We start from the raw sequence: 25361 nt of genomic DNA on the forward strand, positions 1-25361 counted from the left end.
GGATTCAGCCCTTCAGATCGAGAGTGAGTTTCTTGACGAAGAACGCTTCGGCGTACTTCGCGGCGGCCTCGATGCCGCGGATCCGGGCCAGCCCCAGGAACGCCTCGCGGTCGTACCAGCCGCGGTGCCGCTGCGACGCGTAGTGCTCCTGCAGCAGCCGGACCTTCTCTTCGGCGACGTCGTCGTCGAGCGGCTGGTACACCGAGGGGGCGCCGAGGTCGCCGTCCCATTTGACGATCTCGTAGCCCAGCGCCAGGTGGTCGCGGAACGCCGTCGGCACCAGCTTGGCCAGGCCGCGGTGGTCCTGGTGGGCGTCGTCGGTCCGGGGCGCCAGGATGACGTCCGGGTCGGCCCGCCGCCGCAGTTCCTCAAGCGCGTTCTTGGCCTCTTCCCAGTGCGCCGGGAACCGCCCGTCCGGCAGCTTCAGCACCGTGACGTCGAGCTCGGCGCCCGGGCAGAACGCCGCCAGCGCCGCCCGCTCCTCGTCCTCGCGAGGCGTCCCGCCGCCGGAGAGGACCAGGGCGTCGACCCGCAGGCCGGGCCGGGACGTGCACAGCGTCAGCAGGGTGCCGCCGGCGCCGATCGCGATGTCGTCGCAGTGCGCGCCGAGTGCGACGACGCCGCCGAGCCGGCCCGGCCGCAGCCCGATCACGCGATGCTCGCCGCGGGGCGCTCCCAGAGCGCCCATGGCCGGTCGCCGTGGGTGTAGGCGTTGTCGAGGGCCGCGCGCTCCTTGACCGTGTCCGTCGGCTTCCAGAAGCCGCGGTACGGGTAGGCCAGCAGACGGCCGCGCTTGGCCAGCTCGGCGCAGCCGTCGGCGACCAGGTCGCCGTTTTCCGGGATGTGGTCGAAGACTTCCTGCCGCAGCACGAAGTATCCGCCGTTTTCCCACAGCGGCATTTCGCTCACGGCGGTGATCGACCCGACCTTGCCGCCTTCGTCCATCTCCACGCAGTGGAACGACGACTGCGGCGGCACGACCATCATCGACGCGCCCGCGTCGGAGTTCGAGAACCGCTCGATCATGTCGGGCAGCGGGACGTCGGACAGGACGTCGGCGTAGTTCGCGAGGAACATCTCGTCGCCGTCCAGGTACTCGCGGACGCGACGCAGGCGCTCGCCGATCGGCGACTCGATCCCGGTCTGCACGAACGTGATCGTCCAGTCGGCGATGTCGGTCGAGAGCAGCTCGGCCTTGCCGCCGCGGAGGACGAAGTCGTTCGAAATCGTTTCTTCGTACGACAGGAAGAAGTTCTTGATGTGCGCCGCGCCGTAACCGAGGCACAGGATGAACTCGGTGTGGCCGAAGTGCGCGTAGTAGCGCATCACGTGCCAGATGAGCGGTCTCGGACCGACCATCGCCATCGGCTTCGGGACGTCGTCGGCCGCGCCGTTGCGCATCCGCATCCCGTAGCCACCGCAGAAGAGGACGACCTTCACTTCACTGCACCTCGACGATTTCCAGGTGGGGGATGGGGAACACGAGCTTTCCGCCCCACGCACCCACGAACGAAAGCTGTTCGGTCAGCTCCTCCCGGAGGTTCCACGGGAGGACGAGCACGTAGTCGGGCCGGTCCGCTTCGATCCGTTCCGGGGGCAGCACCGGGATGCGCGTGCCCGGGGTGAACCGGCCGTGCTTGTACGGGTTGCGGTCGACCGTGTACTGCAGCAGGTCCGTCCGGATGCCGCAGTGGTTCAGCAGGGTGTTGCCCTTGCCCGGGGCGCCGTAGCCGACGACGGTCTTGCCGTCGCCCCGCGCCTCGATGAGGAACTTCAGCAGGTCCAGCCGCACGCGGGTGACGCGCTCGGCGAACTCGGTGTACCCGGACAGCTCGTGCAGCCCGGCGGACTTCTCCCGCTCCAGCACGTCGGTCATCCGCTCGCTGGGCTCGCCCGCCACCCCGTCGGGACGCGCCCACAGCCGGATCGACCCGCCGTGCGTCGGCAGGAGCTCGACGTCGACCACGGTCAGGCCGCCGGTCGCGAGGGCCCGGCGCGCGGATTCGACCGTGTAGTACTGGAAGTGCTCGTGGTAGATCGTGTCGTACTGGTTCTTCTCGATCAGCGTGAGCAGGTGCTGGACCTCGATGGAGACCCAGCCGTCGTCCGCGACCAGGGCGCGCAGGCCCTTGGTGAAGCCGAGGACGTCGGGGATGTGCGCGTAGACGTTGTTCGCGGCGACGAGATCGGCCGGGCCGTGCTCCTCGCGCACCTTCAGGCCGGTTTCCTCCGACAGGAAGGCCGTCAGGGTGGGCACGCCGGCGTCGCGCGCCGCCTGCCCGACGTTCACCGAAGGTTCGACGCCCAGACACCGGATGCCGTGGCCCACGACGTGCTTGAGCAGGTAGCCGTCGTTGCTGGCGACCTCGACGACGAACGACTTCTCGCCGAGCCCCAGCCGCTCGACCGCGCCGTCGACGAACCGCTTCGCGTGTTCGACCCACGACGTCGAGAACGACGAGAAGTAGGCGTACTCGGTGAACGTGTCGTCGGGGTCGATCAGCGGCGGGATCTGGGCGAGCCAGCAGTCGGTGCACACCTTGAGGTGGAGCGGGAAGGTGGCTTCCGGCTCGTCGAGCTGTTCGGCGGTCAAGAATCGCTCACACGGGGGAGTGGCCCCGAGGTCCACCACGCTGGCCGTGTTTGTCGAACCGCAGAGTCGACATGTGGTCATCTACCAGGCTCCTTGGCTCGCGGTCGCGATGTGCGCTTAACACGTCGAGCAGGGGTGGATCGTCGTTACAGCGACGCGTGAGCCCGTGGTGGACCGATTCGGAACCGCAACCTGGTTCGGCGGAATGTGGCAGAGATCACGGACGGTACCCGTCCGGACCCGTAACGTCCACTGTGGACCCGGCCCCTAGGCTGGCCCGATGACTTCGGAAACGGGTCCCCGCCTGAGCGGGGTCGCGGGTGTGGTGCTGACGGTCCGCTTCCTCACCGAGCTGGCCCTGCTGGGCGGCTTGGCACTGGCCGGCACCCAGCTCGGCAGCGGGGTGGCGCTGGCGATCGTCGACGCGGTCCTGCTGCCGCTCGTGGCGGCCGCGATCTGGGGCCTGTTCATCGCCCCGCGCGCCCGCCGCCGGCTGCCGGAACCGGCCCGCTTCCTGGTGGAGTTCGCCCTGTTCGCGGCCACCGGGGTGGTCCTCGTGCTGGTCGGCTACCCGATCACCGGGATCGTGCTCGCGGTCGCCGGCATCGGCATCGCGGCGCTGACCCGGGTCGTGGCCAAGGACGGCTGACCGGCCCTGCCATCACTGCCAACCTGCCTCTCTTCGATTGCTACGGCCGCGGGTCCGCCCATTTACTGGGTGAGCACCCCGAAACCCACGGACAGGAGCGGAATCATGCAGAACGCAACCGGAGAAATGCAGGTCGTGCCGGACGACTTCGACCTCGACGTGCAGGCGGAGTTCAACCCGGACACCGTGGTCTGGATCCTCGGCACCGACTGCTGCTCGTCCTTCTGAGCACCACGGGGGGCGGAAAACCGGCGTAGCTCCGGTTTTCCGCCCCCGTTTTCATCGGAGGCCGGAAATGGACGACGAGATCTTCCGCGTGCACGACGTTTTCGTCGTCCGCACGCCGTCGCACCCCGCGGGCGCGCCACTCCCGGCGGCACCCCGCGGCGCGGATCCCGAAGCGTGCCGCGAAATCCTGCGAGCGGCCGCGGACCGGGCCGCGCTGGCGGAGGCGATCGAAATCGCCAGCCCGAGCCTCGCCGCGGTCCTGGCGGACGCGCGGGCCGGCCGGCTCGCCGCGCGCAAGCCGGCCCAGCTGCGGCGGGCCGCCCTCGCCGTGCTCAAGTACGACCTCCGGGCGCGGACGCGGCCGACCCCGTTCGGGCTCTTCGCCGGGGTGTCCGCCGGCCGCTTCGACACCGCGCCCAAGGTGGAGCACGACGGGCCGGCGCGCACGCGGACCCGGCTCGACCTCGGCTGGCTGCGGGAGGTCGTCGAAGCGGCCGAACCGGAGCCCGGCCTGCTGCCCCACCTCGACGTCCAGGCACATGGCACGATCTTCCGCCGCGGTGACCGGCTGCACCTCGACACGCCCTCCGGGACCGTCTCGGTGCGGTACACCCCGGCGGTCGAAGCCGTGCTCGCCGCCACGCGGTCGGCACGGCCCGTCGCGGACGTCGTCGCCGGAGTGCGAGCTCCGGCCGCCCGGGTCCTCGGGCTCGTCACCGAGCTGGTGCGCCGGGGCCTGCTGCTGACGTCGCTGCGCCCGCCGCTGGACGGCGGCGACCCGCTCACCCACGTGCTCACCGTGCTGGCCACGGCCGAACGCCGAGGCGCGGACGTCCCGTTGCGCGCGGCCCTCGCCGCCGTCGCCGAAGCGCGTGACGCCTACGACAAGCGGCCGATCGGCGAAGGGGCCGCCGAGCTGCGCCGCCTCGTCGCCCTCGCGCGAGCCGTGCGCCCGCACGAAAACCCGGTGCACGTCGACACCCGGGCCGGCCTGAGCGTCCGGTTGCCCGAGGACGTCCGCGCCGAAGCCGCGGCCGCGGTCACCGCGATGTGGCGGATGTCGCCGCCCCGGACCACCCTCGCCGGCTGGCGGTCGCGGTTCACCGAGCGGTACGGCGCCGGACGGCTGGTCCCGTTGCTGGAGGCCCTCGACGAGACCGCCGGAATCGGCGCCCCGGCGGGCTACCGGTGGCCGGCCGCGCGGCCGGAGCCGCCGGAGCAGCCGCTCGAGCGGACCGCCCGGGACCGCCGGGTGGCGGCGCTGCTGGCCGAGGCGGTCCGGGACGGCGAGCGCGAGATCCTGCTCGACGACGAGACCGTCGATGCCCTGGCCGGCGAGGGCGGCCCGGCCCAGGTCACCCGGTTCGGCGAGTACTGCTTCCAGCTGTGCGCGGCTTCCCACGAAGATCTCGCCGCCGGCGAGTTCCGGCTGGTCACCGCGCCGAGCCACGGGTCCTGCCAGCCCGCGGCCACCGCGAGCCGGTTCGCCGGGCTGCTTCCCGAGCTGGACGCCGCGTTGCGCGAGGAGGCGGCCACGGCGGCCCGTGAGCTGGCTCCGCTCGTGCCCGTGACCCTGGCTTACCAGCCACGCGATGGGCGCGGCGCAAACGTCGTCAACACCCCCGCGCACACCGGACGGCGGATCGCGGTCGGCCTCCCCGGCGACACGATCGACCCGGCCGACCTCGCCGTCGGGGTCGACGGCGACCGGGTGATGATCGTGCACGTCCCGACCGGGACCGAGCTGCTGCCGGTGGTCCACAGCATGCTGCGGCTCGAGGACCAGGCGCCGAACGTCGTCCGGTTCCTGCACGACGCCGGGCTGGCCGGCACGCGCAAGTGGGAGCCGTGGGACTGGGGGAGCGCGCTGGCCGGACCGTACCTGCCGCGCGTGCGCTACCGGCGCACGGTGCTGAGCCCGGCGGTGTGGCGGCTGGACGCGCTGCGCGACCTGCCTGACGACGTCTGGCCGGGTGCGGTCGACCGCTGGCGGACGGCGTGGCGGGTGCCGGACCGGGTCGTGGCGCGCAGCCGGGACCAGCGGCTGGTGCTCGACCTGGACGACCCCTGGCACCTGGCGATCCTGCGCGACGAACTGCGCAAGGACGCCGGCCTGGTCGTCACGGAGTGCTTCGACCCGGGCGGCTGGCTGGGCGGCCGGACCGCCGAAGTCGTTGTCGGGCTCAGCCGCCGGACGCCGGTGCCGACCGCGCCGCCACCCCGGCCGGTGCCGGGCCGCCGCCGGTACCACCCGGGCGGGGAATGGCTCTACGTCAAGGTCTTCGCACCGCGTCCGGACGTCGTGCGCGACCGGCTGCCGGTGCTGGCCGCCGAGGCCGGCCTGCCCTGGTACTTCGTCCGCTACGCGGAGCCGGACCCGGTGCTGCGGCTGCGGTTCCACGGCGACCCGGCGACGCTGTGGCCGTCGGTGTTCCCCCGGCTCGCGGCCCGCCTCGGCGAGTGGACGGACCAGCGGCTGATCGGCGACTGGCTGGTGGCGAGCCACGAGCCGGAGCTGGAGCGCTACGGGGGCCCGTCGGCGATGCCGGCGGCGGAGGCGGTGTTCCACGCCGACAGCGAACTCGCGCTCCGGCTGCTGGACCTCGAGCGGCGGACCGGCTTCTCCCTGGACGAACTGGCCGCGGTGTCGCTGGCGGCGCTGGCCTACGCGTTCGACGCGGCGGACCGGCTGCCGGCGGTCGCGCCGGGCCGCGAATACGCCCGGAACCGCGTCCGGTGGCGGTCCGTCGTGGATCCGGCGGGCGGCTGGCCCGGCCTGCGCGCGACGGCCGAGGGGCGCGCGGTCGTCGAAGCGCTGGGCCCGCGTGACGAGGCCGTCCGCCGCTACGGCGACCTCGTCCGGGAGGGGGACGACGCCGCGGACATCCTGGCGAGCCTGCTGCACATGACGTGCAACCGGCTGTTCGGCGGCCCCGTCGAGCGAGAGCGGCGGGTGCACGGCTACGCGCGCGCCGCGGTTCTCGACCACCTCGGCCGCCGGCGGCACACGTGACCGCGGACTTCGCGGTGCTGGTGACCGAGACCGCGCGGCGGCTCGCGGACGCCGGGCCGATCACCGCGCGGCCGACGTCCCTCTTCCGCGGCCACCCCGGGGTCGCGATGCTGTTCGGCGAGCTGGGCCGGGCGGACGAGCGCTGGGTGCCGGTGGCCCACCGGCACCTCGCGGCCGCGGCCGCCGCGCTGGGCGGCGCGCCGACGGCTGGGCTCTACGAAGGCCCGGCCGCGGTGCTCGCCGCCGCGCAGACGTGCGCGGCCGGCACCGTCCGCTACCAGCGGTTGCGGGAACGGCTGACCGGCTACGCCGAGGCCGCGCAGGCGCACCTGCTCGCCCGCCGCGGCGGCTACGACGTCGTCAACGGCCTCGCCGGGCTCGGGCGCGTGCTCCTCGACGCCGGCGCCGACGTCACGCCGGCCCTCGACGCCCTCGTCCAGCCGGCGGTCACGGAACTGCGGCCCGGGGCCGACGCCGGGATGGCCCACGGTGCCGCCGGGGTCCTCGCGTTCCTCGCCCTCGCCGCGGAACGCGGGCGGCTGGTGCCCGGCCAGGTGGACGCGATGCACCGCATCGCCGGCCGGCTGGCTGACATCGCCGGGCACGACGCCGCCGGCCCGTACTTCCCGGCCCGGGCGGGCCACACCCCGATCCCGGGCAAAAGCGCTTGGTGCTACGGCACTCCCGGGGTCGCGGTGGCCCTGCACCGGGCCGGGACCGTGCTCGGTGAACCGGCCTGGCGGCGGCTCGCGGTCGACGCCCTGCGCGCGGTCGTCCGGCGGCCCGAGGCCGGCTGGCACCTCGACGGCCCGACGGTCTGCCACGGGTACGCGGGCCTGCTGCACGCCGTGCACCGGATCGGCACCGCCGCCGGCGATCCGGAGCTGCTCGCGGCGGCCGGCCGCGTCGCCCTGATCGTCGCCGCGGCCGCGGACGACTCCGCGCGATTCCTGTTCCGGCACCACGAATCCGGGGTACCGGTCGACTCGGCCGGGCTCGTCGAGGGCGCGGCCGGGGTGGCCTGCGCGTTGCTGCCGTTCGCGGGCTACGAAGGCGCGTCGTCGTGGGACCGCGTCCTGTTGTTCAGCTGAACGCTCGTTGGCGAGTGGCGAGCAGTTCGAGGAGCCCGCGGCGGCCGTCGACCCCGATGTGGCCGTAGATGTCCCGCAGCCGCCGGTACATCGTCCGCTCGGAGCAGTAGAACCGCCGGGCCATCTCGCGCGTCGACCGGGCTTCGATCACCATTTCCAGGACCGCGAAGTCGCTCACGCTCAACGCCGGCCCGGCATCGGGGCCTTCGGGCGCGCCCAGCGCGACGCGCGCGGCCTGCCGGTGGATCACGGTCACCGCGCGGGCCGGGGGCAGCTGGAGGTTGAGCACCCCGTGCGCTCCGGCGTGCATCGCGGCGTACGTCTGGGATCCGGACACGTCGTCGACGACCCCGAGCACGGCTTGGCCGGGAAATGCCGCGCGGAGCGAGCTGATCACCGATACCTCGGCTTCGGTGAAAGCGGGCACCGCGGCGACGGCGCCGCGGTGTTCGCGCAGGGTGCGGTTCAGATCCGCCGTCAGCATCAGCCGGATGTCCTGTTTCTCCAGCACGAACACGTGCGGCGAAAGCGCGGTGCCGAGGCAGGCCGGCGCGACCGCGATCAGCTGAGCCTGTGATTCCATGATTTTCACCCCCGCGGATCCCGAAACGTCGAAGAAACGATATCAGGGGATCCGCGGGGAATTGATTGTTCTTTTGTCCGGCGGGATCAGCCGATCTTCTCGGCGGCCGGGATGACGTCGGTGCCGAACTTCTCCAGCACGGCCGGGTTGTGGACGTGCGGGACCATGCCCAGCGCGACGTCGATGCCGAGCCCGTGCAGCCGCTCCAGTTCCTGCAGCAGCTCGCCGGACTTCGAGCCGTCTTCGCCGATGTCCAGGATGTGGTAGACGGTCTTGGTGATCGAGCCGTAGTCGCGGCCTTCGTTCTCGCAGTGCCGCTTGAGGACGTCGAGCTTGCGCTCCAGCTCGGGGCCGTTGAACAGGTTGCACTGGTCGGCGTACTTGGCGACCAGCCGCAGCGTCTTCTTCTCGCCACCGCCGCCGATCATGATCGGCGGACGCGGGTCCGACAGCGCTTGCGGCACGTTCAGCAGCCGCGCCGCGTCGAAGTGCTTGCTCTTGAACGGCACGTCGCCGTCGGCCCACATCTGGAGCACGTACTGGAGGTTCTCCTCCAGCAGCTCGAAGCGCTCCGCGACCGGCGGGAACGGGAAGCCGAGCCCGCGGGACTCGTCCTCGTTCCAGCCCGCCCCGATGCCGAGGATCGCGCGGCCGCCGGACAGCACGTCCAGCGTCGTGATCGCCTTGGCCAGCAGGCCCGGGTGCCGGTAGAGGACGCCGGTGACGACGGTGAGCAGCTTCGCGCGCTCGGTGTGCGCGGCGATGAAGCCCAGGGTCGTGTACGCCTCGAGCATGTCGTTTTCGACGGGGCCCACCCCGCCGATCTGGAAGAAGTGGTCCATCACGGCGATGGAGTCGAAGCCCGCCTGGTCGCCCGCGCGGACGACGGCGGCCAGGTCGGCGCCCAGCGCGGACGCCCCGTTCGGCCAGGTGAAGTCGGGGATCTGCAGTCCGAGTTTCATACCTTCCGACCGTATACCTGGAGTTACCCCAGCCGCGGGTCAGAAATCGCGGACCAGGGAAACCCTGCCGTGCAAGGGATCGGTGACGAAGACCGTGCGCGTGCGCTGGTCGACGGCGACGTCGCCGGGGTTGATGCCCAGCGCCAGCTCGCCGGTCAGGGTCCCGCTCGCGCCGTCGACCCGGCTCAGCCCGTTCTGGCCGCCGTTGGTGTACACCGTGTTCGAGCCCTGGTGCACGGCCAGCGCGGAGGATTCGCTGCGCAGCAACACGGTCTTGCGCTCGGTGTGCGTCGCGGAGTCCACAATGGACATGTGGTGGATGCCGGAGTTCGCCACGTACACCGAGCCGCTCTGGGCGTGCACGGCGACGGCGGTCGGCCGCGCGCCGACCTTCACGCTGGCGACGAACTTCCCGCTGTCGATCGAGAACACCTCGACCGAGTCCGTGCCGGTGCTGGCGCAGTAGGCGAGCTTGCGGCCGGCGTCGACGGCGATCCCGGCGAAGCTCGGCTGGGGCCCCGGCACGAGCGCGGACAGGGTGCAGCTGACGCCGTCGAGCACCGCGAGCGTGCCGGTGGCGCCGCTGGCCGCGTAGACACGGTTGGCCTGCTCGTCCACGGCCAGCGCGGACGCGCCCGCTCCCGCGCCGATCACGCTCACCAGGTCGTGGGTGCGGCCGTCGAGCACCACGACGGTCCCGGCCGGCGGGTTCGCGACGTAGACCCGGTTGACCTTGGGGTCGACGGCGACGTCACCCGGAGCGCCGCCGACGTTGATCACCGCGCCCACCGAGGCCCCGCGCGGGTCGATCACCGACACCGTCCCGGCCTCGGGATCGGTGACGTACGCGAGCCCCGTGACGGGATTCACCGCGACCGCGGCCGGGGATCCGCCGAGGTCGATCGACCGGACGTCCTCCGCCCGCGCCACCCCGGGCAGGACAACGGCCCCGGCACCGGCCGTGACCAGGGCGAACAGGGTCCTCCGGCCTATCGGGCGACCTCGCATCGGCGCCTCCGCTCGTGATCAACTCGCCCGTCGAGCCTAACCCGCGCCATCATCACGTGAAGGAACTTCGCGTCCCCCGATCGCGTTGTTTCCACTGGGTAACCCACTTCCAGAGCGGACGGAGGCGAGCGCGCGTGCACGGGCACCAGAACGGACTGAAGACGGCGGTGCTGCTCGGCCTGCTGTCGGCGATCATCATCGCGATCAGCGGGCTCTTCGGCCGCGGCGCGCTGGTCATCGGCCTGGTCATCGCACTGGGGATGAACGCCTACGCCTATTTCAACTCCGACAAGCTGGCGCTGCGCGCGATGCGGGCGCGGCCGGTGTCGGAGGTCGAGCAGCCCGCGATGTACCGGATCGTGCGCGAGCTCGCGCAGGTCGCCCGCCAGCCGATGCCGCAGCTCTACCTGAGCCCGACCGTCGCGCCGAACGCGTTCGCGACCGGCCGCAGCCCGCGGCACGCGGCCGTCTGCTGCACCACCGGCATCCTCGACCTGCTCGACGAGCGCGAGCTGCGGGCCGTGCTCGGCCACGAGCTGTCCCACGTCTACAACCGCGACATCCTCATTTCGTGCGTCGCCGGCGCGCTGGCCAGCGTGATCAGCGTGCTCGCGAATATCGCGCTGTTCTTCGGCGGCAACAACCGCGACGGCAGCCCGCTGGTCAGCCTGATGCTGATCTTCGTCGGGCCGATCGCGGCCGCCGTCATCCGGATGGGGGTCAGCCGGTCGCGGGAATACCAGGCCGACGCGTCCGGCGCGGAACTGACCGGCGACCCGCTGGGCCTGGCCTCGGCGCTGCGGAAGCTGGAGGCGGGCACGCGGGCGCGGCCCCTGGTCGCCGAGCCGCAGCTGGTGTCGCAGTCGCACCTGATGATCGCGAACCCGTTCCGCCCCGGCGAGGGCCTGAGCAGGCTGTTCTCGACGCACCCGCCGATCGCCGACCGCATCGCGCGGCTCGAGGAAATGGCCCGCCGCGGGTTCTGAGGCCGCACTTTCACGTGAAAGTGCCGCTTTCTCACCAGGTGGGAGCGGGAATCCCGGTCCCGCCCGCCGGGTTGCGCAGGCATGGTCTCCGCACAGCTGCACCTGGGCGTCGCCATCGACGGGGCCGGGTACCACCCGGCCGCGTGGCGTGTCTCCGCGGTCGAGCCCGCCGCGCTGTTCACCTCCGGGCACTACCTGAAGTACGCGAAGCTCGCCGAAGCCGCTTCGCTCGACTTCGTGACCCTCGACGACTCCCTGGCTTTGCAGCCCGGCGGCGAGGAGGTCGTGCGCGGGCGCCTGGACGCGCTGCTCACGCTGTCCGCCCTCGCGCCGGCGACCAGCCGGATCGGCCTGGTCCCGACGGTCACCACCACCCACACCGAGCCGTTCCACGTCTCGACGTCGGTCGCGACCCTCGACTACGCCAGCCGCGGCCGCGCGGGCGTGCTCGCCGTGCCCTCGCTGACCGCCGCCGAGGCCGCGCACTTCGGCCGCCGCCCGGCGCCGTCGCCGCAAGACGGCGAGACCGAGACCGGCGAGGTCCTCGACGTCATCAGCCGGCTCTGGGACAGCTGGGAGGACGACGCGATCGTCCGCGACGCCGCGACCGGCCGGTTCATCGACCGCGAGAAGCTGCACTACGTCGACTTCGAGGGCCGGTTCTTCAGCGTGAAAGGCCCGTCGATCACACCGCGGCCGCCGCAGGGCCACCCGGTGACCGCGGTCTACGGTGATTCGCCGCACGCGATCGGCGCGGACGTGGTCATCACCCGCGCGGACCACCTCGAGGCGGTCCGCGCCGCCGCCGTCCGGTTCCCCGGCGCGAAGGTCCTGGCCACGGTGTCGATCGTGCTCGCCGAGACCGAGCAGGGCGCCCGCGACCGGCAGCACGAGCTGGACGCGCGGACGCCGTTCGAGCCCGAAGGCCTCTCTTTCGTCGGCACTCCCGCGCAGCTGGCCGCCGAGCTGCCCCGCTGGGCCGCCGAGACCGGGGTCGCCGGCTTCCACCTGCGGCCCGCCGTCCTGCCCGACGACCTCGACCTGCTCGCCGGCGAGGTCGTCCCGCTGCTGCGCGCGGCCGGCGCGTTCCGGGACGGCTACCGCGGTACGACCCTGCGCGACCACCTCGGCCTCGGCCGGGCCGTCAACGCCTACGCCGTCACCCCGGGAGCCTGAGATGACCAAGCAGATCAAGCTCGCCGCGCACTTCCCCGGGGTCAACAACACGACGGTGTGGAGCGACCCGGCGTCGGGTAGCCAGATCGACTTCGCGTCCTTCGAACACCTCGCCCGCACCGCCGAGCGCGGCAAGTTCGACTTCCTCTTCCTCGCCGAGGGCCTCCGGTTGCGCGAGCACGCGGGCAAGATCCTCGACTCCGACGTCGTCGGCCGGCCCAACACGACCACCGTGCTGGCCGCGCTGTCGGCCGTCACCACGCACCTCGGCCTGGCCGGGACGCTGTCCTCGACGTTCAACGAGCCCTACGAGGTCGCCCGCCAGGTCGCGAGCATCGACCACCTCTCCGGCGGCCGCGCGGCGTGGAACGTCGTGACGTCGCCGGACGCGTGGACCGGCCAGAACTTCCGCCGCGGCGGCTTCCTCAAGCGCGAAGACCGCTACGCGCGCGCGGAAGAGTTCCTGACCACCGTGCGCGAGCTGTGGGACAGCTGGCAGCCGGGAACGCTGGTGGGGGACAAGGAGAACGGCGTCTTCGCGCGCGACCCCGGCAAGTTCGTCCACAGTGGACCGCAGTTCGACATCCACGGGCAGTTCACGCTGCCGCGGACCCCGCAGGGGCAGCCGATCGTCATCCAGGCCGGTGACTCCGACGAGGGCCGCGAGTTCGCCGCGAAGGCCGCCGACGTCATCTTCAGCCGGCACGGCACCCTCGAAGACGGCCAGGCGTTCTTCCACGACGTCAAGCGCCGCCTGGCCGCGTACGGCCGCGAGCCCGGCGAGCTGCTGATCATGCCGGCCGCGACGTTCGTCCTCGGCGACACCGACGCCGAAGCCGAAGAGCACGCGCGCGAGATCCGGCTCCAGCAGGTCCGGCCGGCCACCGCGATCCAGTTCCTCGAGCAGGTGTGGAGCCGCGACCTGTCGGACTACGACGTCGACGGCCCGCTGCCGGAGGTCGACCCCGACCCGGACGCCGAGCCGCTGACCTGGGGCCGCGTCCGGCACGAGAAGGACCAGCTCGCGCTGGCGCGCAAGTGGCGGGCGATCGCGGAGGAGAAGAAGCTTTCGATCCGCGAGCTGGTGATCGAGGTCACCGCGCGCCAGCAGTTCGTCGGCACGCCGTCGACCGTCGCGTCGACGATCGACGAGTACGTGCAGTCCGACGCCGCCGACGGGTTCGTCCTGGTGCCGCACCTGACGCCGACCGGGCTCGACGAGTTCGTCGAGAAGGTCGTGCCGCTCCTGCAGGAAAAGGGTGTGTTCCGCACCGAGTACAGCGGCACGACGCTGCGCGAGCAGCTCTTCTAGGCGCCCGCGGCTACGGCGACTGCCTTCACGTAGTCGCCGTAGCCGGACTTCGCCAGCTTCTCGCCCAGCGCGTAGCACTCGGCGGCGTCGATGAACCCCATCCGCAGCGCGATCTCCTCCAGGCACGCGATGCGCACGCCGGTGCGGTGCTCCAGCACCTGCACGAACTGGCCCGCTTCGAGCAGCGAGTCGTGCGTGCCGGTGTCGAGCCACGCGAAGCCGCGGCCGAGGTCGACCAGCGACGCCCGGTCCTGGCGCACGTAGGTGAGGTTGACGTCGGTGATCTCCAGCTCGCCGCGCGGCGACGGCTTGAGCGCTTGCGCGATCTCGACGACCTGGTTGTCGTAGAAGTACAGCCCGGTGATCGCCTTGTTGGACCGCGGCTTGGCCGGCTTCTCCTCGATGGTGAGCAGCTTGCCCGCCGCGTCGACCTCGCCGACGCCGTAGCGCTCGGGGTCCTTCACCGGGTAGCCGAACAGGACACAGCCGTCGAGCTCGCGCACGGCGGTCTGCAACCGGCCGGAGAAGCCCTGGCCGTAGAAGATGTTGTCGCCGAGCACGAGGGCCACGTCGTCGTCGCCGATGAAGTCCGCGCCGATCACGAAGGCCTCGGCGAGCCCGTTCGGGCTGGGCTGCTCGGCGTAGGAGAACGAGACGCCGAACTGGTCGCCGTTGCCGAGCAGCTTGCGGAACATCGGCAGGTCGGCGGGGGTGGAGATGACGAGGATCTCGCGGATCCCGGCCAGCATGAGCACCGAGATCGGGTAGTAGACCATCGGTTTGTCGTAGACCGGCAGCAGCTGCTTCGACACCGCCTGGGTGATCGGGTGCAGGCGTGTCCCGCTGCCTCCGGCCAGCACGATGCCCTTCATGAACTGCCTCCTCGGATCCGGCGTCGGCCCCACCCTACGGGCCGGGTCCGCGGCTAGAAGGCCGGTCCCTTGCCGAAGTAGGCCTTGCAGCCGAGGTTGTACTCGGTGGCGATCTCCAGCACGTTGCGGCCGTCGTCGACCGGCAGCAGCGTCGAGGAGTAGTTGGGGCAGAAGTTGTTGTGGATGCCGCTGATGTGCACGGGCGCGGGCAGCTCGTACCAGTTGCCGCTGCCGAAGTCGTCGTTGGCCAGCAGGACCTGGCCGTTGCCGGGCTGCGGCTGGCCCTTCGCGTTGGTGTAGATCTGGCCGACCATGACGATCCGCACGCCGTTCGGGCCGCCGGGGAAGAGCGTGATCGTCTGCGCGTGCTGGAAGTAGTTGCCGTTCGCGGTGTTCACGCGGGTGCCGGGGTCGGTGGGGCTGCCCCAGTTGGCGCCGTCGGGGGAGATCTTGAAGTACGGGTCGCAGTAGCGGTCGCGGAAGTTGCAGATCTCGTAGGCGAAGTAGTACCGGCCGTCGGGCAGCCGCCGGATGATCGGCATGCCCGGCCGGACCCGGTCCGGCGGGATGGCCATGGTGAGCTGCTTGGTGCCCCACGTCACGCCGTCGGTCGAGGCGACGCGGTTGAGGACCTGGGCGTACTTCGGGGCTTGGGTCTCGTCGGCGAAGTGGAGCCAGAGCGTGCCGCCGGCGTCGACGGTGAACTCGGGCTCCCAGATGCCGTCGATGTTGTGCGACCGGGCGGCCTCGGACAGGAACCGCCACGACCGGCCGCCGTCCGGGCTGGCCCAGACCTTGATGCCGACGCGCCGCTGCGCCCCGGCGTCCTGCCGGTAGGAGGCGGCCCAGAGCAGGGTGCCGGCGCGGAGCCGGCCGACCCGCTGCGGCAGCTCGTAGATCGTGCCGCAGCACATGCCGTACCGGCCGTCGGGGTCGTGGATGGCGCCGATCTGGTGGAACGTCTCGCCCTCGTCGGTGCTCTCCATGATGGGCGTGAACTTGCCGCCCGCGTCTTCGCTGGTCAGTGAGGCGATGATGTGCCCGCGACCGAAGATCGAGTAGTCGAGCCGGATCAGCCGGGCGTAGGAGCCGAGGCCGGGCAGGAGCAGCTTGCGCTCGGCGGCGCTCGCGGGCGCCAGTGTCGCACCGATCACGGTGAGTGACAACACGAAGGCGAGCAAGCGGCGCATCCTGACCCTCTCCACGCGGTGACCGCGCGATTACAGCACGGCCATCGGGTCCTTCGTGGACAGTCACACGGCCCATTCGCGCGTTCGAGGGGTTTGCTGCGCGCTTTCGGGTGACCGGTAACGTGAAGTAGTTGCGAGGGGGCTCTCATGAAGATTCGGCTGGCTGTTCTGTCGGTGCTGCTCCTGGTGTCCGGGTGCGGGTCGTCAACGGGGTTCGGCACGATCGAGACGTCGGCGTCGGCTCCGGTTCCGGTCGCGCCGCCCACGACGTCGGCGGCCCCGGTGCTGAAGGACGTCCCGCCGGAGACGCACACGGGCAAGGGCGACGGCGAGTTCGCGACGAGCTGGCCGGCGGACCAGCTGGGCTTCTTCACGTTCGACTGCCCGAAGTGCTCGTCGAACGTGATGGTCGACACGGACGGCGGCGAGTACGGCCTGGTCAACGCGATCGGCAAGTACAAGGGCACGACGTGGTTGAACACGGAACCGGACCGCCCGACGACAAAGGTGACGATCCACGCGAACGCGGCCTGGACGGCAACGATCGCGGACTACCGAAGCCTGCCGGTGGCCGCCCCGGGCGCAACGGCTTCAGGCAAGGGCGACGCGGTGTTCCGGATCCCGGACGGAGTCCGGACGGTGGCTTTCACGGCCAAGACGCGCGGCAACGTGGCGGTGTGGGTGCATTCGGAGAAGGTCCGCGACCTGCTGGTCAACGAGATCGGCGACCTGTCGAAGACGGTCGAGGTCGTGGGGCCGGCGTACCTGCTGGTGGAGGGGTACGAGGCCAGCTGGACGATCACACCGTCCTGAGCGGGCACCCGGCGACCGGGTGCCCGCGACGGGGTCACCGGTAGTTGGTGAACTGCGTCCGGCCTGGGGCGATGGCGGGGGTGGGGACTCTGAGCTGCGGGTTTGTGCCCGTTGACGGTGGTCGTTTGTCGTCGCTGGTTGGTGCCATCTGTACCGGATTTGTACCCGGCTGGTAACGACTTACCGTTGGTTCGTAACGCTAAGCAAAGTCGATGCGACAGAGTGGCATGATCCGCTACAACGAGAACTTCACTGTGCTTCGAGTGTTGCCTTCGGGGGAAGAGAATGAATTTGCCATAAAGGGATTGATAAGTCGCGATAAGGCGCACTTTCCACTGAATTCCGATGTCGAGGTCGATGATGTATTAGTGCGGACGCTTCCTAATGGAAAGGAAGAGCGTCGGCGTGTGATTCGAATTGACTTCCTGAAGTCTCCATTTGGTTCTAGTCAGCTTGATCACGCCGAGGCTGAGACGGAGTTGATCGTAAGTAGGCCGCAGATCGTCAGGCGCAGGGTGGAACTTCCAGGGATGCACGACGGCGTTTCGCGTGTTGCTGGCGCTCTGTTTGCCGACAGGCACTACTCCTCAGCGATCTTCGAGGCGTTCAAGGCGGTGGAGGCTAGAGTTCAGGCTCTGGCGGGAAGTGGTGATACGGGACAGTCGCTTATGGGAAAGGTCTTCTCAAGCGGCGCTCTCGACATCACGAAGTCGACCGGTAGAAATGCGGATGACGAACGTGATGGCTTCAAGTTGCTGTTCATGGGTGCGATGTCTGCGATCCGGAATCCTCGAGGTCACGGGGAAGAGATTGAAGTCGACGACGCCGAGACGCTGGAGTATCTGGCGTTTGCCAGTATGCTAATGCGTCGATTGGACTTAGCTGAATCTCGTTTGAACCCGTGAACGACATCAAGTGGGTGGCCGCTCGGCATCTCGTCGACCTGGCGTAGCCCGATCACGCCGGGTCAAGGGGGCACCTCTCCGCTCTGGTAACAGAATTCCGAAACCGCCCCCTTGACGCGGCGTGATAGCCCTCCGGGAGGTTGACGAGATGCCGTCTGGCCAATCACGGACGCAACATGCGAGCCCTGCCGGCCATCTCGGAGACCTGCCCGTCCGGCGAGGACATCTCTTCTCGGATCCGCGGCTTACCCGAACCCTTCGGCCCACGCGCCCCGGCCGACTCGCGGGGGACCGGCCGCCAGGCCGCACGCCCCCGCGAGGGCTTGGCCGGGGCAAAGAGCTGGGGCCGAGCGGCCCCGGAGGGGCCGCCTTGACCCTGTAGAGAAAGTTCTCACCAAGCCTCCGCCTCACGGGCAGCGGCTCAACCGAGAAGAGTCCGAAGCGCTGCGGCGTCGCTGGCGAGTTGCGCAGGATCGATCTGGGCTTCGTCGCCACTCTGAGGCAGCAGCGGGAACGGCCTCCCCGGAGCAGGGTCCTCGACGAAGCGCGGCAGTAGGTGCGTGTGGAGATGCGGGACGGTGTTCCCAAGCGTCTCATAGTTCATCTTGAGCGGCCGGTAGAACGAGGCCAGCGCCTTCGCCACGGTCAAGGTCGCTTTCCAGTGCGCCTGCGCCTCCGACTCGCTCAGCTCGAACGGCTCGACGACGTTACGGCCACGCCAGATCATGAGGGTGTACCCGCGCTGGATGTCGGCTCGCTGTAGCACGGCATCGACATCCGACGTCTCGAAGATCCGGATACCGTAGGTGTCCTCGTCCAAGCGCTTCGACTGGCACATCTCACAGGCTTTGCCGCTGATCCGGTCAGCCCAGTTGCGCGGCCACTCGCTCGTCATGGCTGGATGTCGCCTTCGTTCCACTCGTAGATGAACTCGTGCTTGTCGCCCGCGTAGACGTCGTGAGCGGCCTGCAGTGGCCTGCCGTCCTTGTCGTAGTCGACGTCCCACATGTGCATCACCGGCACGCCCGCGTGGAGGTTGAGCAGCTCCGTCTCCTCCGGGGTCGGCATGAGCAGGTCGACGTGGAGCCCATCGCGGCCTCGGAAGGCACCTCGGAGGGCTCGGAAGGCGGCTGGCATGACCGGCGCGTCGCGGGCTACGTCGCCAAGTACGCCACCAAGGGCACCCGGCTGACCGAGGGCTCCGACTACCGCATCCGCTCGGCGGAGCACATCGAGCAGCTTCCGATCACCGAGCACCACAAGCAGCTCATGCGCACCGCCTGGCGGCTCGGCGGGCTGCCTGAGTACCGGGAGCTGAACCTCCGGAAGTGGGCGCACATGCTCGGGTTCCGGGGCCACTTCCTGACCAAGTCGCGCCGCTACTCGACGACGTTCGGGCAGATCCGCCGTACCCGGGCGGAGTACCGCCTCGATGAGCAGCGTGAGGCCCTGGGCATCGCCGACACCGAGGTCCTGACCGTCGTCAACGACTGGTCCATGACCGGCATCGGCTACCACAACGACGCGGAGCGACGGCTTGCCGCCGTGTTCGCCGAACTGCATCTCGCCCGGCGCAAGCTCGACGGCCAGGACGACGACGGCGGGGGATCGCATGGCCGTTGACGACCTCTGGTACCTGCGCAAACGCGACGCGGAGACCGGCGAGAGGCTGCGCGCGAAGCGCCACGGACGCGGTAAGCGCTGGCGTGTTCGCTGGGTCGACCCGGACACCGGCCAGGACCGTACCGAGCTGTTCGAGCGTCGCGCCGACGCCGACCGGCACGACGCGAACATGCACGCCGACATCTCGCGCGGGCAGTACGTCGATCCTCGAGCCGGTCGGCTGACGTTCCGGGAGTACGCGGACCAGTGGCGGCAGACGCTGCTGCACCGCCCGAGCACGGCCGAACGCACGGAGCGCGTCATCCGGCGGCACCTCGTGCCTGTGCTCGGTGAGCTGCCCATCGCGCAGATCCGAAGCTCGCACATTCGGGGCTGGGTAAAGGATCGAGCGACCAAGCTCGCTCCGAGCACGCTCACGGTCGTCTACTTCGGGACGCTCGTTCCGCTGTTCAACGCGGCCGTGGCCGACAAGCGCATCGGGGCATCTCCGTGCGTCGGCATCCGCCTGCCGGAGATCGACGACACCCAGTACTACATCGCGCGCCCCGAAGAGGTCCACGCGCTCCACGACGCGCTTTCGGAGCGGTACCGGCCGATCGTCTACCTGGCGGCTGGCTGTGGCTGGCGAGGCGGCGAGATCTTCGGCCTGGAGCGCGACGCGATCGACTTCGACGTGATGGAGGTCGAGGTCCGCCATCAGCTCACCGTGGTGTCCGGCCGGACGCCGTACCTCGCGCCGCCGAAGACCAAGACCAGCCGCCGGGCCAACGAGCTGCCGACACTGGTCGCGAACTCCCTGCGCGGCCACCTGGAGACCTTCCGGACCCTGCCGGAGGAGATCGACGACGAGACCGACCCCCGCCGGCCGATCCGGCGGCCCGCCAACCTCGTGTTCACGCGGGGCGACGGCCGCCCGATCCACCGGGCCGACTGGTCGTACATCTGGCGTCCGGCCGTGAAGGCCGCTGGCCTGCCGGAAGGCTTCGGCCTGCGTGACCTCCGGCACTACTTCGCGACGGTGCTGATCTTCGGGGGAGCGAACGTCAAGACCGTCCAACTCGCGATGGGCCACACCACGCCCACGGTGACGCTCAACACCTACGTCGGGTACTGGCCGGACGCGGTGGACCAGACGCGGACGCTCGTCGACTCCGCGCTCGGTTGTACCGACGTTGTACCCACGGGCACCTGAAACCAGATACCCGCAGGTCAACCCGCCAACGTCACCGGTAGTTGGTGAACTGCAAGGCGATCTCGAAGTCCTTGCCCTTCAGCAACGCGATCACGTCCTGCAGCTGGTCCTTCTTCTTGCCCGACACCCGCAGCTGGTCACCCTGGATCTGGGCCTGCACGCCCTTCGGGCCCTCGTCCCGGATGAACTTCGCGATCTGCTTCGCCTTGTCCGACGCGATGCCCTGCAGGATCTTGCCCGAGATCTTGTAGATCTTGCCCGACAGCGCCGGCTCGCCCGCTTCGAACGCCTTCAACGAGATGCTGCGCTTGATCAGCTTCTCCTTGAACACCTCGACCGCGGCCAGGGCGCGCTCCTCCGTCTCGGACTCGATCGCGATCGCCTCCTCGCCGGACCAGTTGATCGTCGTGCCCGTGCCGCGGAAGTCGAAGCGCGTGCCGAGCTCCTTGCCTGCCTGGTTGAGCGCGTTGTCCACCTCCTGGCGGTCGACCTTGCTCACGACGTCGAAAGAGGGATCCGCCACGTGTCCTCACACCTCGTACTCGCTTGTCAGGGGCCACCCAGCCTAGCCCCGGGTATCCCGGTTGACCCCCGCCGGGAGCCCTTGGGTAAGCTTCTCCTCGGCCGGTGCGACCGACCATGGCGGGTTACCCGAGTGGCCAAAGGGGACTGGCTGTAAACCAGTTGGCTTACGCCTACGGGGGTTCGAATCCCTCACCCGCCACCCAGCCGGAACGGCCCCGCGACCACCAGGTCGCGGGGCCGTTTTGCGAGCCATAACCTCTTCTTTACTCAACCCGCGAATCGGCCGCAATTCCTCGCCGGTGCGATGGAAGATTCATTCGTCCTTTCGAACCCATTTCCGGAAACCGCCGGGAAACGGTAACGGCTTTCGTGACCGTCCCGACCCCGCAAGTGCCGAACTCAGACCAGTGGAGGTACGCATGCCGGTTCCCGGGACGCTCGACCACCCGACGCGCGACGAGCTCGTGCGGGTCCAGTACGCAGATGCCCGGCTCGTCGCCGCCTACGCCGAGGCGTATGCCGGCCGCGGGCCCACCGCCCGGTACCACCGATCCCGGATCCACGCCGTCGACCAGGTGCTTCGCGGCCACCCCGGTGGCGCGCTCCTCGACGTCGGCTGCGGGCCCGGAATGATGGTCCGCCACCTTCGGGAAAGCCGGCCGGCTGAATTCTCCGTGACGGGCTGCGACCGCTCCGCCGCGATGGTCGACGCCGCGCGGCGGAACGCCGGGCAAGCGGCCGATTTCACCGTCGGCGACATCGAAGAATTGCCGTTCCTCGACGGCGGTTTCGACATCGTGCTCGCGATGGGCGTGCTGGAATACGTCGATGTTCCGCTCGCGCTGCGCGAAATCGCCCGCGTGCTCCGCCCCGGCGGCCTCGCCGTCGTCACCATGCTCAACCCGCACAGCCCGTACCGGCTGGTCGAATGGGGCCTGTACTGGCCGGCGCGCCGCGTGCTCGGCGGGATCGAGGACGCGCTGCACTTCCCGCGGCGGCACGGCGCGCGCCGCACCGGGATCGAGGCGTACTCCCCGCGACGGCTGCGTCACGAGCTGTGGCGGGCCGGGCTGCAGCCCCAGGACACGCTCTTCTACGACGTCACCGCGCTGGTGCCGCCGCTCGACCGGCTCATCCGTCGGGACGCGAAGACCGCCCGCGGCGCGGCCGGCCTGCTCGGCACCGGCTACCTGATCGCCGCACGCCGGGTGTGAACGAACGGCCGGTTTCCCTTGGGGGTGGGGGGAAACCGGCCGTTCTCGGGTGGCGGCGTTCGGGGTTACGCCGCCTGGGAAACCGGCGTCGAAGCCGGGGTCAGGGCGAGGTCCAGGACCTCGCGCACGTTCGCCACCGCGTGGACGTCCAGCTCGGACAGCACCTCGGCCGGGACGTCGTCGAGGTCCGGCTCGTTGCGCTGCGGGATGATCACCGTCTTCATCCCCGCCCGGTGCGCGGCCAGCAGCTTCTGCTTCACGCCGCCGATCGGGAGGACGCGGCCCGTCAGGGACACCTCGCCCGTCATCGCGACGTCGGCGCGAACCACGCGGCCCGACAGCAGCGATGCCAGCGCCGTCGTCATCGTGACGCCCGCCGACGGCCCGTCCTTCGGGACCGCGCCCGCCGGCACGTGGACGTGGATGCCGCGCTTGCGCAGGTCGCCGACCGGCAGCTCCAGCTCCGCGCCGTGCGAACGCAGGTAGGACAGCGCGATCTGGACCGACTCCTTCATCACGTCGCCGAGCTGGCCGGTCAGCTGCAGCCCGGACGCGCCGGACTCCTCGTCGGCCAGCGACGCCTCGATGTAGAGGACGTCACCACCCGCGCCGGTCACCGCCAGGCCCGTCGCCACGCCCGGGGTCGCCGTGCGCTGCGTCGAGGCCGGGAGCGACGACTCCGGGATGTGCCGCGGCCGTCCGAGGTAGCCGGGAAGGTCGGCGGCATCGATCGAAACCGGCAGGGCGACCTCGTCCAGCGCCACCTTCGTCGCGACCTTCCGCAGCACCTTGGCGATCGTCCGGTTCGCGTCACGCACGCCCGCCTCGCGGGTGTACTCGGCGGCGATCCTGCTGAACGCCGCGTCGGTCAAAACCACGTCCGAAGCACCCAGCCCGGCGCGCTCCAGCTCGCGGGGGAGCAGGTGGTCGCGGGCGATGGTGACCTTCTCGTGCTCGGTGTAGCCGTCCAGCGTGACGAGCTCCATGCGGTCCAGCAGCGGGCCGGGGATGGTCTCGAGCGCGTTGGCCGTGGCCAGGAACACGACGTCGGACAGGTCCAGCTCGACCTCGAGGTAGTGGTCGCGGAACGTGTGGTTCTGCTCCGGGTCCAGCACTTCGAGCAGCGCCGCGGTCGGGTCGCCGCGGTAGTCGGCGCCGACCTTGTCGATCTCGTCGAGCAGCACGACCGGGTTCATCGAGCCGGCTTCCTTGATGGCGCGGACGATCCGGCCGGGCAGCGCGCCGACGTACGTGCGGCGGTGACCGCGGATCTCCGCCTCGTCGCGGATGCCGCCCAGCGCCACGCGGACGAACTTGCGGCCCATCGCCTTCGCGACGGACTCGCCCAGCGACGTCTTGCCGACCCCGGGAGGACCGGCGAGGGCGAGCACGGCACCGGACCGGCGGCCGCCGACCGGGCCCATGCCCGACTCGGCACGGCGCTTGCGCACGGCCAGGTACTCGATGATGCGTTCCTTGACGTCGTCGAGGCCGGCGTGGTCGGCATCCAGCACGGCGCGAGCCGCGGCGATGTCGTAGACGTCCTCGGTGCGCTCGTTCCAGGGCAGCTCCAGGACGGTGTCCAGCCAGGTGCGGATCCAGCCGCCCTCGGGGGACTGCTCGGACGTGCGGTCCAGCTTGTCCACCTCGGCCAGCGCGGCCTTCTTGACGGCGTCCGGCAGCTCGGCACCCTCGACGCGGGCGCGGTAGTCCGTTTCGTCGGCGGTGCCGTCGAGCTCGCCGAGCTCCTTGCGGATGGCCTCGAGCTGGCGGCGCAGCAGGAACTCCTTCTGCTGCTTCTCCATGCCCTCGGCGACGTCCTTGCGGATCGTGTCGGTCACCTCGAGCTCGGCCAGGTGCTCCTTGCTCCACTCGAGCGACTTCTCCAGGCGTGCGGTGACGTCCAGGGCGCCGAGCAGTTCGAGCTTCTGGTCGATGGAGAGGTAGGGCGCGTTGCCGGACAGGTCGGCGATCGCGGAGGCGTCCTCGACCTGCTGGACGGCGTCGATCAGCTGCCAGCCGCCGCGCTGCTGGAGGATCGAGATGACGACGGCCTTGTACTCGGCCGCGAGCTGCGCGGTCCGGTCGTCGGTGGTTTCGGGGGCGTCCTCGGCGTGCACCCAGCGGGCGGCGCCGGGACCGTCGGCGATCCGGCCGACGAGCGCGCGGGCGGTGCCGCGCAGCAGGACGGCGGCCTTGCCGCCGGGCACGCGGCCGATGCGCTCGACCGTCGCGACCGTGCCGAACTCGGCGTACTCGCCGTGGACGCGCGGGACGATCAGGACCTCGGCCTTGGTGGCGCCGGTCGACCGGATGCCGGGGAAGGACGCCTGGCTCGGCGTCTTGGCCTGGGCGGACTCCACCGCGGCTCGCGTCTCGGTGTCGGTGAGGTCGAGCGGGACGACCATGCCCGGCAGCACGACGTCGTCATCGAGCGGGAGCACGGGCAGGAGGCGGGTGTCGGACATGTGCACTCCTCGTGTAGTTGAGTCTGCCTTGCTCAACTCTCCGATGGGTGCGTTTGTTTCCGATGGTGCGTTCGCCCACAGCGATCACCGAAACCGCAGGTCAGGCGCCTGGCTTGACCCCGATGCCGCACCAGGCGAACGGCCGGGCCTCGGCCTCCAAGGCGTTCAGCTTCCGGTCGGGCCGCCAGTCCGGCAGGTGCACGATGCCCGGTTCCATGATCTCCCAGTCACCGAACAGGGGTGCGATCTCGTCGCGGTCGCGCAGCCACACCGGGTTGCTCGTCTTGCGGTACTGCTCGACGAACCAGCGCAGCCCGTCCAGGTACTTGCCGGTTCCGTCGCCCTCGCTCATCTGGGAGATCGCCAGCCAGCTGCCCGGCGCGAGCTTGTCGCGGTAGGCCTTCAGCAGGCCGATGGGGTCGTCGTCCGGGCCGACGAAGTGCAGGACCGCCATCATCATCAGGCAGACCGGCTGCGAGAAGTCGATGAGCCGCTTCGTCTCTTCGGCGCGCAGCACGGCCTTCGCGTCGCGCATGTCGGCCTGGACGATCCCCGCCCAGTCCGTCGCCATCTCCTCTTCGAGGATCAGCGTCGCGTGCGCGACCGCGACCGGCTCGTAGTCGACGTACACGACTTTCGCGTCGTGGTCCTCGGGCAGCTCCGCCTCGACGACCTCGTGGACGTTGCCCGCCGTCGGGACGCCGGAGCCGAGGTCGATGAACTGGCGGATGCCCGCCCGCAGCGCCGCCCGGACCGCGCGGTTCATGAACTCGCGGTTCTGCTTCGAGCCGGGGCGCACGAGCGGCCACTGCTGCTCCATGCGCCTGCCGAACTCGCGGTCCACGGCCCAGTTCTGCGTGCCGCCCAGGTACCAGTCGTAGATCCGGGCCGCGGACGGCTTCTCGGTGTCGACGCCCTCGGGCGCTCTCGGCGCCGAATCGCGCTGGTCGGTCACTTC

25 protein-coding genes and 1 tRNA gene are annotated in these 25361 nt (G+C 70.5%); 13 read left to right on the forward strand and 13 right to left on the reverse strand.

Annotated elements, in window-relative coordinates; translation table 11 throughout:
* Positions 1 to 4: 4 nt before the first annotated feature.
* Genes ACWEVP_RS10280 through ACWEVP_RS10290 form a run of 3 tightly spaced genes read right to left on the reverse strand, consistent with a single transcriptional unit; the run spans position 5 to position 2674 of the window.
* A complete protein-coding gene (locus tag ACWEVP_RS10280; protein ID WP_452062274.1) occupies positions 5 to 652 on the reverse strand; it encodes a PIG-L deacetylase family protein in 648 nt (215 codons plus the stop codon).
* The gene (locus tag ACWEVP_RS10285) at positions 649 to 1440 is read right to left on the reverse strand and encodes a glucose-1-phosphate cytidylyltransferase (RefSeq protein ID WP_452062275.1); all 792 of its coding nucleotides are present in this window, start codon (positions 1438 to 1440) and stop codon (positions 649 to 651) included. Before ACWEVP_RS10285 ends, ACWEVP_RS10280 begins: the two co-directional genes overlap by 4 nt.
* 1 nt (position 1441) lies before the next feature.
* A complete protein-coding gene (locus ACWEVP_RS10290; protein ID WP_452062276.1) occupies positions 1442 to 2674 on the reverse strand; it encodes a class I SAM-dependent methyltransferase in 1233 nt (410 codons plus the stop codon).
* A 199-nt stretch (positions 2675 to 2873) separates the two neighbouring features.
* Between ACWEVP_RS10290 and ACWEVP_RS10295 the strand changes: the two genes are divergently transcribed.
* The 4 genes from ACWEVP_RS10295 (at position 2874) to ACWEVP_RS10310 (ending at position 7574) form a co-directional block, all read left to right on the forward strand.
* Positions 2874 to 3242 (forward strand): YrdB family protein, encoded by a 369-nt coding sequence (locus tag ACWEVP_RS10295; RefSeq protein WP_452062277.1) that lies wholly within the window; start codon positions 2874 to 2876, stop codon positions 3240 to 3242.
* Between the two features lie 105 nt (positions 3243 to 3347).
* On the forward strand, positions 3348 to 3470 hold the full coding sequence (locus ACWEVP_RS10300) for a hypothetical protein (protein ID WP_452062278.1): 123 nt from the start codon (positions 3348 to 3350) through the stop codon (positions 3468 to 3470).
* A 67-nt stretch (positions 3471 to 3537) separates the two neighbouring features.
* On the forward strand, positions 3538 to 6483 hold the full coding sequence (locus ACWEVP_RS10305) for a lantibiotic dehydratase (protein ID WP_452062279.1): 2946 nt from the start codon (positions 3538 to 3540) through the stop codon (positions 6481 to 6483).
* Positions 6480 to 7574, forward strand: a complete 1095-nt coding sequence (locus tag ACWEVP_RS10310) for a lanthionine synthetase C family protein (RefSeq protein WP_452062280.1) — start codon at positions 6480 to 6482, stop codon at positions 7572 to 7574. Before ACWEVP_RS10305 ends, ACWEVP_RS10310 begins: the two co-directional genes overlap by 4 nt.
* Here the strand turns inward: ACWEVP_RS10310 and ACWEVP_RS10315 are convergent.
* The 3 genes from ACWEVP_RS10315 to ACWEVP_RS10325 form a co-directional block, all read right to left on the reverse strand.
* Entirely contained in the window at positions 7567 to 8157 is a 591-nt protein-coding gene (locus ACWEVP_RS10315; RefSeq protein WP_452062281.1) for a helix-turn-helix transcriptional regulator, read from the reverse strand. The two genes, ACWEVP_RS10310 and ACWEVP_RS10315, sit on opposite strands and share 8 nt — an antisense overlap.
* A gap of 86 nt (positions 8158 to 8243) precedes the next feature.
* Positions 8244 to 9119, reverse strand: a complete 876-nt coding sequence (locus ACWEVP_RS10320) for an LLM class F420-dependent oxidoreductase (protein ID WP_452062282.1) — start codon at positions 9117 to 9119, stop codon at positions 8244 to 8246.
* Positions 9120 to 9158: 39 nt separating this feature from the next.
* A complete protein-coding gene (locus ACWEVP_RS10325) occupies positions 9159 to 10127 on the reverse strand; it encodes a YncE family protein (protein WP_452062283.1) in 969 nt (322 codons plus the stop codon).
* 134 nt (positions 10128 to 10261) lie between these two features.
* Here ACWEVP_RS10325 and htpX point away from each other — a divergent pair, with 134 nt between their 5' ends.
* The 3 genes from htpX to ACWEVP_RS10340 all read left to right on the forward strand — a co-directional run bounded on the left by htpX (position 10262) and on the right by ACWEVP_RS10340 (position 13601).
* Positions 10262 to 11113 carry a zinc metalloprotease HtpX gene (gene htpX, locus ACWEVP_RS10330; RefSeq protein ID WP_452062284.1) on the forward strand — a complete coding sequence of 284 codons (852 nt, stop codon included), beginning with the start codon at positions 10262 to 10264 and terminating at the stop codon, positions 11111 to 11113.
* A gap of 81 nt (positions 11114 to 11194) precedes the next feature.
* The gene (locus tag ACWEVP_RS10335) at positions 11195 to 12289 is read left to right on the forward strand and encodes an LLM class flavin-dependent oxidoreductase (RefSeq protein ID WP_452062285.1); all 1095 of its coding nucleotides are present in this window, start codon (positions 11195 to 11197) and stop codon (positions 12287 to 12289) included.
* A 1-nt stretch (position 12290) separates the two neighbouring features.
* Entirely contained in the window at positions 12291 to 13601 is a 1311-nt protein-coding gene (locus ACWEVP_RS10340) for an NtaA/DmoA family FMN-dependent monooxygenase (protein ID WP_452062286.1), read from the forward strand.
* Here the strand turns inward: ACWEVP_RS10340 and rfbA are convergent.
* Together rfbA and ACWEVP_RS10350 are read right to left on the reverse strand one after the other, a co-directional pair.
* Positions 13598 to 14473: a glucose-1-phosphate thymidylyltransferase RfbA gene (rfbA, locus tag ACWEVP_RS10345; RefSeq protein ID WP_452062287.1), complete on the reverse strand. Its 876-nt coding sequence runs from the start codon at positions 14471 to 14473 to the stop codon at positions 13598 to 13600. The genes ACWEVP_RS10340 and rfbA overlap by 4 nt on opposite strands.
* A gap of 53 nt (positions 14474 to 14526) precedes the next feature.
* Positions 14527 to 15663 carry a sialidase family protein gene (locus ACWEVP_RS10350; protein ID WP_452062288.1) on the reverse strand — a complete coding sequence of 379 codons (1137 nt, stop codon included), beginning with the start codon at positions 15661 to 15663 and terminating at the stop codon, positions 14527 to 14529.
* A gap of 147 nt (positions 15664 to 15810) precedes the next feature.
* On the opposite strand from ACWEVP_RS10350, the gene ACWEVP_RS10355 reads away from it, so the two are divergent.
* Both ACWEVP_RS10355 and ACWEVP_RS10360 read left to right on the forward strand, forming a co-directional pair.
* Complete coding sequence (locus ACWEVP_RS10355; protein WP_452062289.1) at positions 15811 to 16476, forward strand: hypothetical protein; 666 nt, start codon at positions 15811 to 15813, stop codon at positions 16474 to 16476.
* A 227-nt stretch (positions 16477 to 16703) separates the two neighbouring features.
* Positions 16704 to 17381: a TIGR02391 family protein gene (locus ACWEVP_RS10360; protein WP_452062290.1), complete on the forward strand. Its 678-nt coding sequence runs from the start codon at positions 16704 to 16706 to the stop codon at positions 17379 to 17381.
* 421 nt (positions 17382 to 17802) lie between these two features.
* Here the strand turns inward: ACWEVP_RS10360 and ACWEVP_RS10365 are convergent, their stop codons facing one another.
* Positions 17803 to 18276: an HIT family protein gene (locus ACWEVP_RS10365; protein ID WP_452062291.1), complete on the reverse strand. Its 474-nt coding sequence runs from the start codon at positions 18274 to 18276 to the stop codon at positions 17803 to 17805.
* A complete protein-coding gene (locus tag ACWEVP_RS10370) occupies positions 18273 to 18449 on the reverse strand; it encodes a UTRA domain-containing protein (RefSeq protein WP_452062292.1) in 177 nt (58 codons plus the stop codon). The genes ACWEVP_RS10365 and ACWEVP_RS10370 overlap by 4 nt, the downstream gene beginning before the upstream one ends.
* A gap of 12 nt (positions 18450 to 18461) precedes the next feature.
* Between ACWEVP_RS10370 and ACWEVP_RS10375 the strand changes: the two genes are divergently transcribed.
* Positions 18462 to 19004, forward strand: coding sequence for a replication initiator (locus ACWEVP_RS10375; protein ID WP_452062293.1), 543 nt, complete (start codon positions 18462 to 18464; stop codon positions 19002 to 19004).
* Positions 18994 to 20196 (forward strand): tyrosine-type recombinase/integrase, encoded by a 1203-nt coding sequence (locus ACWEVP_RS10380; RefSeq protein ID WP_452062294.1) that lies wholly within the window; start codon positions 18994 to 18996, stop codon positions 20194 to 20196. The genes ACWEVP_RS10375 and ACWEVP_RS10380 overlap by 11 nt, the downstream gene beginning before the upstream one ends.
* Before the next feature lie 31 nt (positions 20197 to 20227).
* On the opposite strand, the gene ACWEVP_RS10385 is transcribed toward ACWEVP_RS10380, so the two are convergent.
* Positions 20228 to 20719 carry a YajQ family cyclic di-GMP-binding protein gene (locus tag ACWEVP_RS10385; RefSeq protein WP_452062295.1) on the reverse strand — a complete coding sequence of 164 codons (492 nt, stop codon included), beginning with the start codon at positions 20717 to 20719 and terminating at the stop codon, positions 20228 to 20230.
* 118 nt (positions 20720 to 20837) lie between these two features.
* Here ACWEVP_RS10385 and ACWEVP_RS10390 point away from each other — a divergent pair.
* Positions 20838 to 20920 (forward strand) — tRNA-Tyr (locus ACWEVP_RS10390).
* 220 nt (positions 20921 to 21140) lie between these two features.
* The gene (locus ACWEVP_RS10395; RefSeq protein ID WP_452062296.1) at positions 21141 to 21935 is read left to right on the forward strand and encodes a class I SAM-dependent methyltransferase; all 795 of its coding nucleotides are present in this window, start codon (positions 21141 to 21143) and stop codon (positions 21933 to 21935) included.
* 65 nt (positions 21936 to 22000) lie between these two features.
* On the opposite strand, the gene lon is transcribed toward ACWEVP_RS10395, so the two are convergent.
* A complete protein-coding gene (gene lon / locus ACWEVP_RS10400) occupies positions 22001 to 24403 on the reverse strand; it encodes an endopeptidase La (protein ID WP_452062297.1) in 2403 nt (800 codons plus the stop codon).
* 100 nt (positions 24404 to 24503) lie between these two features.
* On the reverse strand, positions 24504 to 25358 hold the full coding sequence (locus ACWEVP_RS10405; protein WP_452062298.1) for an SAM-dependent methyltransferase: 855 nt from the start codon (positions 25356 to 25358) through the stop codon (positions 24504 to 24506).
* Positions 25359 to 25361: the final 3 nt, after the last annotated feature.

It is taken from the genome of Amycolatopsis sp. NPDC003865, assembly GCF_053605345.1.